General features: G+C 29.6%; 18 protein-coding genes and 1 pseudogene. 13 read left to right on the top strand and 6 right to left on the bottom strand.

Features of this window, described 5'->3' with window-relative positions; all coding sequences use genetic code 11:
* Window positions 1–136: 136 nt before the first annotated feature.
* The 4 genes from bshB1 to B3J26_RS14465 form a co-directional block, all read right to left on the bottom strand.
* Window positions 137–838 carry a bacillithiol biosynthesis deacetylase BshB1 gene (gene bshB1, locus B3J26_RS14480; RefSeq protein WP_286495854.1) on the bottom strand — a complete coding sequence of 234 codons (702 nt, stop codon included), beginning with the start codon at window positions 836–838 and terminating at the stop codon, window positions 137–139.
* A 3-nt stretch (window positions 839–841) separates the two neighbouring features.
* Window positions 842–1435, bottom strand: a complete 594-nt coding sequence (locus tag B3J26_RS14475; RefSeq protein WP_181816287.1) for a glutathione peroxidase — start codon at window positions 1433–1435, stop codon at window positions 842–844.
* 125 nt (window positions 1436–1560) lie between these two features.
* A complete protein-coding gene (locus tag B3J26_RS14470) occupies window positions 1561–2196 on the bottom strand; it encodes an NAD(P)H-dependent oxidoreductase (protein WP_114999737.1) in 636 nt (211 codons plus the stop codon).
* A 76-nt stretch (window positions 2197–2272) separates the two neighbouring features.
* Window positions 2273–2737, bottom strand: coding sequence for a hypothetical protein (locus tag B3J26_RS14465; protein WP_152606167.1), 465 nt, complete (start codon window positions 2735–2737; stop codon window positions 2273–2275).
* Between the two features lie 121 nt (window positions 2738–2858).
* Here B3J26_RS14465 and B3J26_RS14460 point away from each other — a divergent pair, with 121 nt between their 5' ends.
* The 6 genes from B3J26_RS14460 to B3J26_RS14435 all read left to right on the top strand — a co-directional run bounded on the left by B3J26_RS14460 (window position 2859) and on the right by B3J26_RS14435 (window position 7230).
* The gene (locus B3J26_RS14460; protein ID WP_291074934.1) at window positions 2859–3719 is read left to right on the top strand and encodes a hypothetical protein; all 861 of its coding nucleotides are present in this window, start codon (window positions 2859–2861) and stop codon (window positions 3717–3719) included.
* The gene (locus B3J26_RS14455) at window positions 3706–4743 is read left to right on the top strand and encodes an aminoglycoside phosphotransferase family protein (RefSeq protein ID WP_114999742.1); all 1038 of its coding nucleotides are present in this window, start codon (window positions 3706–3708) and stop codon (window positions 4741–4743) included. Before B3J26_RS14460 ends, B3J26_RS14455 begins: the two co-directional genes overlap by 14 nt.
* A complete protein-coding gene (locus B3J26_RS14450) occupies window positions 4736–5158 on the top strand; it encodes a RapZ C-terminal domain-containing protein (RefSeq protein WP_114999744.1) in 423 nt (140 codons plus the stop codon). Before B3J26_RS14455 ends, B3J26_RS14450 begins: the two co-directional genes overlap by 8 nt.
* A 1-nt stretch (window position 5159) precedes the next feature.
* On the top strand, window positions 5160–5873 hold the full coding sequence (locus B3J26_RS14445; RefSeq protein WP_114999745.1) for a nucleotidyltransferase family protein: 714 nt from the start codon (window positions 5160–5162) through the stop codon (window positions 5871–5873).
* Window positions 5874–5936: 63 nt separating this feature from the next.
* Complete coding sequence (locus tag B3J26_RS14440; protein WP_114999747.1) at window positions 5937–6419, top strand: hypothetical protein; 483 nt, start codon at window positions 5937–5939, stop codon at window positions 6417–6419.
* The gene (locus B3J26_RS14435; protein ID WP_291074931.1) at window positions 6394–7230 is read left to right on the top strand and encodes a tetratricopeptide repeat protein; all 837 of its coding nucleotides are present in this window, start codon (window positions 6394–6396) and stop codon (window positions 7228–7230) included. The genes B3J26_RS14440 and B3J26_RS14435 overlap by 26 nt, the downstream gene beginning before the upstream one ends.
* A 20-nt stretch (window positions 7231–7250) precedes the next feature.
* Here the strand turns inward: B3J26_RS14435 and B3J26_RS14430 are convergent, their stop codons facing one another.
* Complete coding sequence (locus tag B3J26_RS14430) at window positions 7251–7622, bottom strand: YchJ family protein (RefSeq protein ID WP_291074930.1); 372 nt, start codon at window positions 7620–7622, stop codon at window positions 7251–7253.
* Between the two features lie 30 nt (window positions 7623–7652).
* The gene (locus B3J26_RS14425; protein WP_125349089.1) at window positions 7653–8375 is read right to left on the bottom strand and encodes an RDD family protein; all 723 of its coding nucleotides are present in this window, start codon (window positions 8373–8375) and stop codon (window positions 7653–7655) included.
* A gap of 29 nt (window positions 8376–8404) precedes the next feature.
* On the opposite strand from B3J26_RS14425, the gene B3J26_RS14420 reads away from it, so the two are divergent.
* The 7 genes and pseudogenes from B3J26_RS14420 to B3J26_RS14390 all read left to right on the top strand — a co-directional run.
* On the top strand, window positions 8405–9400 hold the full coding sequence (locus tag B3J26_RS14420) for a stage II sporulation protein M (protein ID WP_291074928.1): 996 nt from the start codon (window positions 8405–8407) through the stop codon (window positions 9398–9400).
* Complete coding sequence (locus B3J26_RS14415) at window positions 9387–10049, top strand: hypothetical protein (protein ID WP_280036848.1); 663 nt, start codon at window positions 9387–9389, stop codon at window positions 10047–10049. Before B3J26_RS14420 ends, B3J26_RS14415 begins: the two co-directional genes overlap by 14 nt.
* Window positions 10046–11290, top strand: a complete 1245-nt coding sequence (locus B3J26_RS14410) for a hypothetical protein (protein WP_114999756.1) — start codon at window positions 10046–10048, stop codon at window positions 11288–11290. Before B3J26_RS14415 ends, B3J26_RS14410 begins: the two co-directional genes overlap by 4 nt.
* A complete protein-coding gene (locus tag B3J26_RS14405) occupies window positions 11290–12276 on the top strand; it encodes an AAA family ATPase (RefSeq protein WP_114999758.1) in 987 nt (328 codons plus the stop codon). Before B3J26_RS14410 ends, B3J26_RS14405 begins: the two co-directional genes overlap by 1 nt.
* Window positions 12276–13604: a DUF58 domain-containing protein gene (locus B3J26_RS14400; RefSeq protein WP_114999760.1), complete on the top strand. Its 1329-nt coding sequence runs from the start codon at window positions 12276–12278 to the stop codon at window positions 13602–13604. The genes B3J26_RS14405 and B3J26_RS14400 overlap by 1 nt, the downstream gene beginning before the upstream one ends.
* A gap of 80 nt (window positions 13605–13684) precedes the next feature.
* Window positions 13685–14302, top strand: coding sequence for an N-acetylmuramoyl-L-alanine amidase family protein (locus tag B3J26_RS14395; RefSeq protein ID WP_280048954.1), 618 nt, complete (start codon window positions 13685–13687; stop codon window positions 14300–14302).
* Between the two features lie 95 nt (window positions 14303–14397).
* Window positions 14398–14554: pseudogene (locus B3J26_RS14390) on the top strand (IS3 family transposase); the annotation flags it as partial.

Genomic DNA, 14554 nt, shown 5'->3' with positions numbered 1-14554 from the left:
AACTGAGCTACAATCACCATTTTTATTGCGAAATTAACTTTTATTTAATCTCTCAATTGGACTGCAAATATAGCCTATTAATCGGTACTTGCAAATAATTTTGACAAAAAAATAAAGGTTTTTTACACCTTTATTTCTAAATTAAAGAATCTAAATTATTTACGCCAATGTAACTTCGCGAAATAAATCCTTCTCCACCTTCAGTTCCGATTAATCTTCCTAAATCATATGCACGATATCGGATAGAATCTGTAAAATTCTTTGATGAAATTGGCGTTTGAGGTTCGCTCGAATTTGGATCAAAAAATTGCGTTTTATATGCCATGCAAGCTTCTACTTTTGTATCTACAAAACCAGAGATGTCAATCACAAAATGAGGTTCTAAAGGTAACCATTGAATGTAGTGGAAGTGTTTTTTGGGACGCCAAGCTGGTAATCCATTTTCAATTTTTGGTAAACCTGATAAGAAAATAGCAGTATTCACTAAATCCGAACCTTTTCCATGATCTGGATGGCGATCGTGAGGTGCATTACTCAAAATAATATCAGGTTGATATTTGCGAATAATTTCGACAATTTTCAATTGATTTTCTTTATCATTCAAGAAAAAACCATCAGGAATTCCAAGATTTTCTCTCACAGCAACGCCCAAAATGTTTTTAGCATCATTTGCTTCTACACGGCGAATTTCATCGGTACCACGAGTTCCCAATTCTCCCTTTGTTAAATCGAGAATACCAACCGTTTTACCGTTTTTAATTTCTTTTGCAAGTGTTCCTCCACATCCCAATTCTACGTCATCAGGATGCGCTCCAATTGCAAGAATATCTAACTTCATTTACTATTTATTTAACCAATCTATTATTTCTTTTGAATCTGGAGTTACTTTTGATGGATATGAAGCCTCTAAAGTTCCGTCTTCGTTAATCAAAAATTTTGTAAAATTCCATTTTACATCATTGTCAGATTTTCCGTTCAATGATTTTTTTGTTAAGAATTTGAAAATTTCATTTTGATTTTTTCCGATTACATCACTTTTTGACATCAAAGGAAAAGTTACGCCATAATTTAATTTACAAAAACTTGCAATTTCTTCGTTGTTGTCAAATTCTTGACCTCCAAAATTGTCTGAAGGAAATCCAACAATTACTAATCCTTGATCTTTATATTCTTGATACAATTTTTCTAAAGCATCATATTGAGGTGTGTAACCACATTTTGAAGCTGTGTTAAGGATTAAGATTTTCTTTCCTTTCAAATCAGCGAAATTAAAATCGTCATCATTGATATCCTTGAATGTATAATCGTAAATTTTGTTCACTTTTTGAGGTGTTTTTGTTGTTTGATGAATGGTTTGCTTTTTAGAAACTTTCTTAGTTTCTTGCGCATTACAAGCTATAAATAGCCCTAAAAATCCGATGAATAAATATTTCATTGCGTACTATTTTAAACAAATTTAAAAAAAAATGTTACGATTTGTAAGTTAAAGTAGGTTAAAATAAAAAAGCTCAAAATATTGTTGAACAAAAAAGCTTTCTCAGATCTGAGAAAGCTTTTTTGTTATTCATATAATTTCGTTGCAAAATCCTTCATCGGATTTCTAACTTTTTTCATTGGCGCTAACCAATCTTCACTATCTCGGTATCCCAAAGGAAGCATCAAAACACTTCGCATTCCTTTTTCTTTCAAATCAAGCAAATCATCTAATTCAGCATTATCAAAACCTTCCATTGGCGTACTATCAATTTTCAATTCTGCAGCTTGAGCAAGCGCAAAACCTAATCCAATGTAGGCTTGACGAGCAGTATGTGCAAAATTTTCTTCAGAAGTTTGAGGCAAATAAATTCCTTTCAATTTATCTGTATATGAACCAAAACGACCTCTTGGCAAATCTCTCTCATCCGTTGTATAATCGTAAATTGCATCAATACGATCTTCTGTGTAACGATCCCAAGCTACAAAAACCAATAAATGCGAACAATCTACAATCGCTTGCTGATCATAGGCAATTGGAACAATTTTTTGTTGCAATTCTTTGTTTTTAATAACCAAAATTCTGAACTGTTGCAAACCTGATGAAGTTGGCGCTAAACGAGCGGCTTCAACAATTTTTTTAACGTCTTCTTCTTCAACAATCAAAGACGGATCATATTTTTTTGTGGCGTAACGCCATTTCAAATCATCTATTAAAGACATAATTACTTATTTAAAATCTTTCTAAAAATACATCAAAAAAGTAATCGACCGACCAAAAAATATGCTAAAATTTATGTTATTTATCTTGTTTCCATTCCAAAAAATAACTTCCAGTTGCATTCGTAGAATTCCAACGAACTTGATAATCACCTTTTGCTAAATCAACTGTAAAATTTTCTTCTTTCGAATTTGTAAGTTGACGATTAAACACAACTTCATTATTTTGATCGACAATTTCAAACATCATTTCGCCTTCTAATTTGATATTCGAATGAAAATTAGCAGTTAAGCTTTTCGATATATTTAACTTAATATAACTCGTTCCAGAAGCGTCTTCAAACTTCGCTTTTGTCCAATTATCGCCATTCGAATTCGACCATTTTGAATCTCCAACTCCTTTGTCAAAAAAAGTTCCTTGCGATTTGATATTTGGGTTATCCACTTTTCTATAAAAATTATTCGAATCAACATCTGCATTAACTTTTACTGTAATACATGATTGTAACGAAATCATTGCGATAATAAGTGCTATTTTTTTCATATTAGTTTCTGTTTTACTAAATAGATGCAACATTTTGAAAAAAGTTACAGCAAACAAATATTTTTAAATCATTTTTGATATGCGTAACTTTCGCAAAAATTAATTTTTTATATACTATATAATGAAACACTTCTTTTTTATTTTTCTCATTATAAGCCAAATATCAAATGCTCAAGATTTATACAAATATTTTAAATCACCTAAGAATATTATAAAAGTAGAATCTTGTAAAAATATTTCAAATAAAAATAAAAATATTAAATGTTTAGATACAGTTTTTACTAATGATTTTGACGCTTATTTTAGTAATAAAAATTCAATAAATTATGACTCAATAAAATCTAATAGAAATACATATTTTGAAGCTAGATTTGAAATGATTTATAATGAAAATGGAAATCTGGATTTACAATTTAAAGAATATAATGGCTTTAATCAAAATTTAATTAATTCATTTAAAAGTAAAACAGATGTTTATTTGGTAGGTTTCAAAAATCATGTTTTAAAAAATTATGAAAATGTTATTCCTGCAATAGATTTTGATAATAAAGATATTCAAAGCAAAATACCTCTAACAATTGGAATAAAAACTCTAAATAATGATGTTTATTTTGGATATAAAAATATACATTATAAATATTTAGATCTTAACAATTATAAGAATGAGGATGAAACAAAGAAGTTTTATTCATATGTCTATAAAAAAATAGAAAATACTTTTAATGCTGATTTTGCTCCTTTAGCTAAAAAAAATAATATAGATAAAGCTTATGCCCATGTTTATTTTACATTGGATGAAAAAGGTAAAGTAATTAAAATCGAAAATGTTCAAGAAGGAAATAAGGTTTTTGAAAAATATTTAATTGAACAATTCAATAAAATTCGAAAAGATATTGAAAGTAATAGTGTTCCTGCTAAATTAATTGATAATACAGCTGTTGAAAGATCTTATTTAATGTCTTTTAAATATGGATATAATTAATATTCTGATGAACGATACTACAGCTCAATTTCTGCAAGAAAACTTTACTCAAAAAGCAATTGAAAGTTTAACTCAACTTTCAGGAGGAGGTTCGGCTCGAGTTTATTCGAGATTTTTTGATCAAAATCAATCGTATATTTTAGCGGAAAGCTCTAATATCGAAGAAAATAAAGTGTTTATTCAGTTTTCATTAGATTTAAAAAAAGTCATCAATAATATTCCAGAAATTGTTTCAGTTTCAGAAGATTTCTTAATCTATGTTCAAACAGATTTAGGCGACGAAACATTGATGAATATTGTCTTGAATGATTTCGAAAAAGCAAAACCTTATTATTTTAAGACTTTAGAAAAATTAGCAATTGCTCAAATTCAAGGAGCTAATAAGATCGATTTTAATCATACTTTTTCATATCCAAAATTAGATAAAACATTAATTTTAAGAGATTTATTTCAGTTTAATTTTTACTTTTTAGATATCTTAGGAATTGATTACAATGCAGGAAAATTAATCAAAGATTTTGATCGTTTTGCATCTCAATTCGATAAACTTTCGCCGCAAGGTTTTGTGTTCAGAGATTTCCAAACGCGCAACATTATGATTCATCAAAACGAACCTTATTTTATCGATTATCAAGGCGGTTTGTATGGACCTGTTGTCTATGATTTGGTTTCGTTAATTTGGCAAGCAAAAGCCAATTTACCATTTGAATTTAAGAAAGAATTGTATGAATTTTATTACCAAGAATTAACCAAACAAATTCCGACTTTAGTTCCGATAGATTTTCGTCAATCGTACGAATATTGTGTAGTTGCTCGACTTTTACAAGTTTTAGGAACCTATGGTTTGAGAGGAATTATTGAACGAAAAAAACACTTTTTAGAAAGTATTTCGTTTGGGCTTAAAAACTTAGAATCAATAATCGATTATCCTATATTACAAAATTATCCAGAATTAAAACGTATTATAAAAATCCTTGTTCTACCAGAAACGTTAGAACGCATAAATCATAAAATAAATGGCTAAATTAAATATCAACGTTCGTAGTTTTTCATACAAAAAAGGAATTCCAACCGATCCTACTGGAAATGGTGGAGGTTTTGTTTTTGATTGTCGCGGAATCTTAAATCCAGGGCGTATCAAGGAATATAAAACGCAAACAGGGCGCGACGAAGACGTAAAAAAATACTTGGAAACAGAAACTAAAATTGCAGTTTTCTTAGAAGGTGTTTTTCAAGTAATCGACATCACAATCGAAGATTATTTGCAACGCGATTTTGAAAATTTAGAGATTAATTTTGGTTGTACAGGCGGGCAACATCGTTCGGTTTATTCTGCTGATGCGACTGCAAAACATATTCAAGAAAAATTTCCAGAAGCGCAAGTTACGTTACATCATATTGTGCAAGAAGAAAAAAATTGGATAAACGAGGCGTATTAATATGAAAGCAATGATTTTTGCAGCGGGTCTTGGGACTCGTTTAAAACCATTTACTGACAATCATCCCAAAGCTTTAGCCGTTGTAAATGGAAAACCTCTTTTGCAGCGAAATATCGAATATTTGAAATCTTTTGGCATTGAAGAAATCGTGATTAATGTGCATCATTTTGCAGATCAAATCATTGAATTTTTAGAAGAAAATAATTATTTCGGAATTGAGATTACTATTTCTGATGAAACGGATCAAGTTCTTGAAACTGGTGGCGGTTTGGTTAAAGCAAAAGCTAATTTTGAGGAAGATTTTTTGGTGATGAATGTAGACATTTTAACAGATCTAAACCTTGCTGATTTTATCAAAGCACATCAAGAAAATAAAGCATTGGTAACGTTGGCAGTTTCGGATAGAAATTCGTCTCGCAAACTATTTTTTAATAAGCAAAATGAATTGAAAGGTTGGCGAAATCTGAAAACCAAAGAAGAAATAAAAGCTATAGATTCTTTAGACAATTGCAAAGATTTGGCTTTTAGCGGAATTCATGTTATTTCTCCTTCTCTTTTTGATAAAATTACGGAGAAAGGTAAATTTTCAATCATGAAAGTCTATATGGATTTAATGCAAACTGAATCTATCATTGGTTTTGACCATTCTGGCGGAATTTTAATAGATGTTGGTCGACCAGAAAGCGTAACAGAAGCTGAAAACTATTTTAAATAAATCAAAAACTCAATTCATAGAATTGAGTTTTTTTATGCAAAAAGTTTATATATCTTAGACCGAATGAAATACATCAATTATTTTGTCTATTTAACTATTGTTGCAGTGATAATTCTCGCTTCAATAATTTACTTTTCTTTCAAAACTAAAGTTGGGAATATTCATAAAAAAGAAATTATCGATAAAGGCACTTCTTTCGAGCCTTGTTCTTCTCACATTTATCAATATTATAGCACAAAAGCGGGGTACAGAATAGAACGTTATGGAATTCGTAAAGTAATTTCTGAACCAATTCATCAATTAAACTTCCCTAATTTTTCTGGAAATATAAATGTACGTTTCGTAATTAATTGTAAAAATGAAATTGGCTATTTCATAATTAAAGCAGTTGACCAAGATTATAAAAAAGTTGAAATTACTGATGATTTGCAAAAGAAAATTGTTGCTATTGTTCAGCTATTAAATGATTGGAACGGAAAAAATGTAGATTCATATTATCAAATACAAATAAAGTTAAAGAATGGAAAAGTTGAAGACATTTTTTAAATCGAAAACGTGGCGAATTATTTGGGGAACATTGAAATTATTTATTTCTATTCCAATCTTTTGTATAAGTGTTTTTTACATTAACAAACTCTTATTTTCTTCTAACAATAAATTGTTTGTATTTGCTGGTGATACACAAGGCTCTTATTATTCTGATTTTATGTTTGATCGTTTATTAAAATCAGAACCTAAGAATTCTAAATTTTGGTGGGAATCTTCAGTTGCTTATAATAAAAATGGAGATTTTGAAGAAGGAATGCGTCGTTTAAATAAAGCAAATTCTTTAAATGCTACAGATCATCTAGGTTATACAGGTTGGATAAAATATACAAAACTAAAAGATTACGAAAATGCCTTAAAAGATTTTCATCGATTAGATAAATTGTCAAACGTTGTGGAATATCCTTGGGGCGAGAATATTTATTTTCAAATGGGAATTTGTTATCAAGGTTTAGGAAATTATGATTCCGCGATTGTTTATTATGATAAATTTATTGCGTCCGAAAAAAATCCCGATAATATTTATCCAAGAATGTACACTTATCGTGGAAAAATTGAAGCGGATCGAAAAAATTATTCAAAAGCTTTAGATTTTTATAATAAAACAATCGGTTTGGATAAAAATATTGCGGAAGCCTATTATTATAAAGCCGAAACATATAGACTTATCAATCAAAAAGATTCAGCTAAAGTAAATTATAATAAAAGTTTAGATTTAATCAGAAATAATTATAAAAATCAAGATGCTTATGATGAAGTATTTTTAGAAATTTATGATACAGAAATTCAGGATAAATTGAAGGAATTGTAAATGTAATTACTCAAAAAAAATCAATAAAACTCTCCATCTACATAAAACCATTTGCCATTCTCTTGCACAAATGTAGAAAGTTCGTCATGTTCGTAGATCTCACCTTGTTTGTCTTGGTAATAAGCTCTAAATCGAACTTTATTAGCTTTTGCAAAAACAATTTCTAACTTCAACCATTTATTCGATTTTACCCAATCTTCGATATCACTAAAATCATTATCTTTTTGTGTAGAAGAATGTGTTGTATCAACTAAATATTCAGGCAAAACCATTGCAAAAGCAGCGTAACGAGAACGCATCAACTCTTCGGGAGTTTTTGGCAATTCAATATTCAAATGAAAAGGTTCGCAACAAGTTGCATATATTTTTCCAGAACAACAAGGACAATTCATTTTATTCTTTATTTTTTGCAAAGATACTGTTTACTTGTCTTTGTGGTAATGATAATGATCCTGAATCACCACTTGAATAAAATCAATATTTCCTAAACCATCACTTTTCACCTCCATTATTTCCTCCAGTTTTCGCGTTAATTTTAATAAAATATCATAATTATTATTGTTTAATGCAGACGTAAAATTTTCTTTTACAATATTAATATCACGATCAGACAAGCGATAAACTTCGGGAAAACGAATTTTATAGGTTTCAGAAACTTCAGCGAAAATAGTTTGTGATAAATCTAATTTCGGATTCAAATCAATCAAACATGTATTCGCAACAATATCACCTAAACGTTGACCATTTTTATTTATAATCATCGTTATCAACGCGATAAGTCCAGTAAATAAAAACAATTCGACACTTCCAATTACCCAACGCAAGAAATAATCAAAATTATTGGCACGATTTCCGTCCATTCGTATTACACGAATTTTCATAATCCATTTTCCAATTGTTTGCCCTTTCATTAAAATCTCGAGAACCAACGGATAAAGTAAAAATATAAATCCTATTATACTATAAATTCCCATTCGAAACCATTCATCTTTATTCGGAATAAACTCAGAAAAATAGGACATTGCATAGACTAATATGATGCGGATAATCATATCGATAATATAAGCCAGTAAACGTTTTCCGAGTGGCGCAATATTATAAGCAATTTGCACGTTTTGTGGTGTATTGACTAAAAGTTTATTCATATATTTGGTTCACTAACAACTACTCTACTATGAGAGAAGCGCATTTTATTGATAAAAATAAGGCGAAATGGTCTGATATTGAACATAATTTGAAAAATAAAATTGATGTTCATCCAGATATTTTAGCAAAAAACTACATCGAAATTACAAATGATTTGGCGTTTGCTCAAACTTATTACCCAAAAAGTAAGACAAAAGATTATTTGAACGAGTTAGCTTTATTTGCGCATCAGTCAATTTACAAAGATCAACGAACTTCTGGGAATCAATTTGTGCAATTTTTCAAAGAAGATGTGCCAAATGTAGTCTACAAAAATCACAAAATGTTGTTGTATTCATTCTTAATTTTTGCCTTAGCGGTTTTAATTGGCGTTTTATCATCGCATTTCGATCCAGATTTTACACGATTAATTTTAGGAAATCAATATGTAGACGAAACGTTAATGAACATCAAAAAAGGTGATCCTGCAGCAATTTACAAATCAGGAAGTCAGACTGGTTCTACATTAGCTATAACCATCAACAATATTCGTGTTGCTTTTTTTGCTTTTACATTAGGATTATTTTTCAGTATTGGATCAGGATATATTCTATTTTCGAACGGAATTATGTTAGGTGCATTTCATTATATGTTTTTCAAAGAAGGCTTTTTGGGAAAGGCAATGTCAGCAATTTGGATGCATGGAACAATCGAACTTTCGGTGATTATTATTGCTGGAGCTTGCGGATTAATGCTTGGAAATGGCTTTATGTTTCCAAAAACTTTATCGCGAAAAAAATCACTCACAATCAAAGCAAAAGAAGCGGTAATGATTTTATTAAGCACTGTTCCAATGTTTATTATAGCTGGATTTATCGAAGGTTTTATTACGCGTTTATATGATGTTAATATTGTATTGAGTTTATTGGTAATAATCCTTTCATTAATCTTAATTATTTGGTATTACATCATTTATCCGATTCAAAAAAATAGACAAAAAACTTTTTCGTTCAATCAAACTTTAGAATCGAATGAAACAATTTAGACTATTTTTTACATTTACATTATTATTAATTCAATTCGTTGTTTTTGCACAAGAAAAAACAGCAGAATTTAAAGCATTCAAAGAAAAATATGCTGGAAAAGAATTTGATTATAATGATGTTCCAAAACCTAAAAAAGAATTCGAACCTGGCTTTTTCTCAAAAATAATCGAAGGTATTTTTAGATTTCTCTCTTATTTACCTTGGGAAATCATTTTCTATTTTGTAATTGGATTATTCTTAATTTTTCTTGCCACACGTATTTACAAAAATGGTGGAATTCTTAAACGAAATTCGAAAAAATTATATGACGAATCTGATTTTGATTTTATCGAAGAAAATTTAGCCGAAGTTAATTTGAATTCATTAATCAATAAAGCAGAAACAGAACAAAATTTTGCTTTAGCAATTCGTTATTTGCATTATCAAAATCTACAAAATTTAGATAAAAAAGGTTGGATTGAATGGGATCCGAAGAAAACAAATCAACAATTTATCAATCAAATAAAAGACGAAAAATCAAAGATTTTATTCAATCAAAATACTAAAATTTTCAATCAAGTTTGGTTTGGAGAATTTAAAATTGATGAAAATAAATACCACGAATTCAAGACAAATTTCAATCAGTTTAACCAATATTTAGCCTCATGAAAAAGAAATTAGGTATTCTATTAGGCGCTATTTTATTGATCGGAATTTTTATATTTTCTTTCTCAAAACTTCGTTATAAGCTTCCTAAATCATGGAATGTAAGCCTTTATCAAAATAGTAAAGATCCGTACGGATTATTTATTATGCACGAAGAACTTGGGAAGTTATCTAATGGGAAAATGAAAGATTTGGAAAAACTTTCTGAATTAAAAATTGATCCTAAAAAAGCAAAAGATTATGCAGTTGTTGTGCTCGGTTCTGAAATTTATTTTGATACAGTTTCTAAAAATCTATTAAGCAAAATTGTCAAAAACGGTGGAGTTGTGATGGTTGCAGATTATCATGACAATTTTGGTGATGATTCAAATGGAAAAGAAGATATTTACGAAGAAACGTATTCTACGGATACAATAACAGCTGACTCTACAGTAGTTGAGGAAAATATGTTGTATAATCAGACAATAAATATTAATGATAATTTCGAACTTCGAACAAATAAATCTTTTAAAATAAAGAAGAAAAAAGAAGTTGAACATCATTATTTTAGCGACATCACAAGTGATTCTGAAATTCTTGGAACACTTACTTATAAAGATAAAGCTTATCCAAATTATTTAAAAATCAAACCAAAAGATTACAAAGGTTATTATTTGTATCATGCAGAACCGCTTTATTTTACGAATTATTATTTATTAAATGAAGACAGTTATTTCTATGCTAAATCAGTTTTAGAACCATTAAAAGGGAAAACTATTTTTTGGTACAATACCTCGAAAACTTATGCAGGAAGTTCGTCAATGATGCGTTTCATAATGGGTGAACCAGCTCTAAAAGCTGCTTGGATAACACTATTGGTTTTACTTTTCTTCTTTTTACTTTTTAGAAGTAAACGCGAACAACGCATCATTCCAATTTATACCAAAGAAGAAAATCATACCGTCGAATTTGCCAAAACAATTTCTTCTTTATACCAAGAAAATGGCGAAGTAAAAGACATTGTTTCAAAGAAAATCGATTATTTTTTATACAAATTGAGAAAAACATTTTTAATCGAAACAGACGATATTACGAATAAACAATTCATTGAAATTGTTGCACAAAAAGCAAATTTGAGCCAAGAAGAATGTCTTGAAAAATTCACGATTCTTAAAAATATTTATCAAAAAAATCAACCAAATGAACACGATCTAAAGATTGTGTATCAAATCATCGAAAACTATAAACAAAAAGCAAATATCTAATGAGCGAAAATACATATCAACCATTCGAAAATAGAGTCGATTTTTCGGATGTACAACATAAAATGCAAGCTGTAAAAAATGAATTGAAAAAGGTAATTGTCGGACAGGATGATATTATTGATCAATTGATTTTAGCTTTGCTTTCTAACGGTCATTCTCTAATTGAAGGTTTACCTGGAGTTGCCAAAACAATGATGGCAAAATTGTTGGCAAAAACGATAGATTCTGGTTTTAGTAGAATTCAGTTTACGCCAGATTTAATGCCTTCTGACGTGATTGGAACGTCTATTTTAAATTCTAAAATCAATGAATTTGAGTTCAAAAAAGGACCAATTTTTTCGAATATTATTTTGATTGATGAGATTAACCGTTCGCCTGCAAAAACTCAAGCGGCTTTATTCGAATCGATGTCAGAAAGACAAGTGACAGTTGATGGAACAACTTATCCTTTACAAGCACCTTTTTTGGTTTTTGCAACTCAAAATCCAATTGAGCAAGAAGGTACGTATCGCTTACCAGAAGCGCAATTAGATCGTTTTATGTTCAAGATTTATGTTAAATATCCTTCGTTAGAAAGTGAAATTGAATTATTGAAAGAACAACAAGAACGCAAAAATATCGACAAAGAATCGTTGGTAGAAAAAGTAATTTCAGGAAATGAAATTATTGAGTTCCAAGATCGCATAAAATCGGTTTTCGTGCATGAAGCTCTAATTACATATATTGCGACAATTGTTCATCAAACCAGAATCGATCAAACCTTATATATGGGCGCATCGCCACGTGCTTCTATCGCGATTTTAGATGCAGCAAAATCTAATGCAGCCGTGAATAGACGCGATTTTGTGATTCCAGAAGATATCAAACAAATTGCGCATACAATTTTGGGACACCGCGTTGTGATGGTTCCTGAAAAAGAGATGGAAGGTTTTACAACACAACATATTATTCAGCAAATTATTGATCGCGTAGAAATTCCTCGTTAATGAAATTTTTCAGAAGCTTATTTCTTACCAATCGCTTTTTTTATGCGGGATTATTCATTGCATTTTGTTATGTGATTGCATTTTTTCTACCTCCTATTTACATTATTGCAAAGATTTTGACACTTGTATTTATCGTTAGTGTTATTGTCGAAATATTTTTGATTTATATTCCTAAAACTTCCATTGAAGTTATTCGAAATTATCCAGAACGATTATCAAATGGTGATGAAAATGAATTGGAACTTTTCGTAACAAATCATTATCAATTTCCGCTGAATGTAAGGATTATAGAAGAATTTCCTGTTCAATTACAATTAAGAGATTTTCAGTTTAGAAAACGATTTAAAAGTGGTCAAAATACTAAATTTGATTTCAAAATTCGACCAACAGAGCGCGGTTCGTATAAATTTGGATTAACAAATGTATTTATTTCTGTTTTTGGATTGATTGAGAAAAAAATCAAAATAAACGAACCTATTTCAATTGCGTGCTATCCTTCTTATTTGCAATTAAAACAATTTCAATTGTATTCTACCGCTCAGTTACAGAATCAATTTGGAATGAAAAGGATTCGAAAAATTGGAACAAATACAGAATTTGAAAATATAAAAAATTATACGATTGGTGACGAATATCGTTTAATCAATTGGAAAGCAACAGCGAAAGCAAATCGATTGATGGTCAATCAATTTCAGGAAGAAAAATCGCAGCCTGTTTATTCGTTAATTGATTTGGGAAGAACGATGCGAATGCCTTTCGATGGTTTAAAATTGTTGGATTATTCAATCAATTCTAGCTTAGTTGTCGCAAATATTTCACTTCAAAAAAATGAAAAAGCAGGTTTAATTACATTTAATAAAAGAATTCAAGATCACGTTGTTGCTGACAGAAAAAATCATCAAATGCAATTGATTTTGGAGAAATTATACAATGTACAAACTGATTTTTTGGAAAGTGATTTTGGGCAATTGTATGCCTATATCAAACGAAAATTAACGCAACGATCGCTTTTATTTATTTATACCAATTTTGAAACGATTGATGGTTTGGAACGTCAATTACCTTATCTGAAATTGATTAAAAAATCGCATGTTGTCGTTTTGATTCTTTTTAAAAATTCAGAATTGAAGAAATTAAATTATCAGAAAGCAAAGACTACAACTGACATTTATGATCAAACAATTGCCGAAAAGTTTAATTACGACAAAGAATTAATCATAAATCGTTTGCATCAATTTGGGATTTTAACCATTTATTGCGAACCACAAGAATTGTCTATTAACTTAATCAATAAATATTTAGAGATAAAAGCGCGAGGTTTATTTTAAAAAAAGATTTATTTAACCAATTATTTAGAAAAAAAAGCACAATTATTGCTTAAAGTTGGTCAATTTAATCTGAACAACCCATGAAAAAACTATTACAGATCTTTTGTTTAATTTTAACAACAGGTCTTTTTGCACAAACAAATTTTATTGAAAATAAAACACCTTCTACAAAGCGCGTAATCCTTTTGGATGCTGGACACGGAGGAACAGATACTGGTGTAAAAAAAGAAGAATTTCAAGAAAAAGATATTGCGCTGAAAATTGCAGAAATTATCCAAGAAAAAAATCCTTTTACAGATGTTGATTTTGTATTATTGAGAAAAGGTGACGAACAAATTATCAATACAAGTCGTGCGAAAATGATTAATGAAATAAAACCTGATTTGGTTTTATCAATCCACGCAAATTATAATGTAAAAGATTCGAAAAAAGGAACAGAGATTCACCTTTCTCCATTGAATCCTACTTTCGAAGAATGTAAAATACTTGGCGAAAAAATTGGAAAAAATATAAGTTCTTTAGGTTTTGAAAATTTAGGAATTGTTGAAACAAATTCGAAAATATTACGAGATTCACAAGTTCCAATTATTATGATTGAAATCGGTTATTTAACAAATGACGATGACCGAAAAATCTTAACAAACGAAAGTAATTACCCTAAAATAGCGGATAAAATTTTTGAAGCATTGAAGAATTAACGATACAATAAAAAAAGCCTTCTGATTTAGAAGGCTTTTGTATTTTCATTAAATGTCCCGTCCTGAAATAGCGATACAAAAAAGAAATCGTTATTATGGAAGAAAGAAGCAATTATGTCAAACGTACTCAGCGAGATTACAGTATGTCTTTTAAGTTGAGTGTTGTAAAAGAAATCGAGTGTGGGGAGTTATCTACTGTGGGCGCTTGCCGTAAGTATGGCATCCAAGCCCGAAGTACAGTTATGAGTTGGC

The organism is Empedobacter sp. UBA5987 (assembly GCF_002429865.1).
Lineage (GTDB): Bacteria > Bacteroidota > Bacteroidia > Flavobacteriales > Weeksellaceae > Empedobacter > Empedobacter falsenii_B.
The sequence above is the reverse complement of the archived record's forward strand: the minus strand, read 5'-3'. Positions and strand labels throughout refer to the sequence as shown.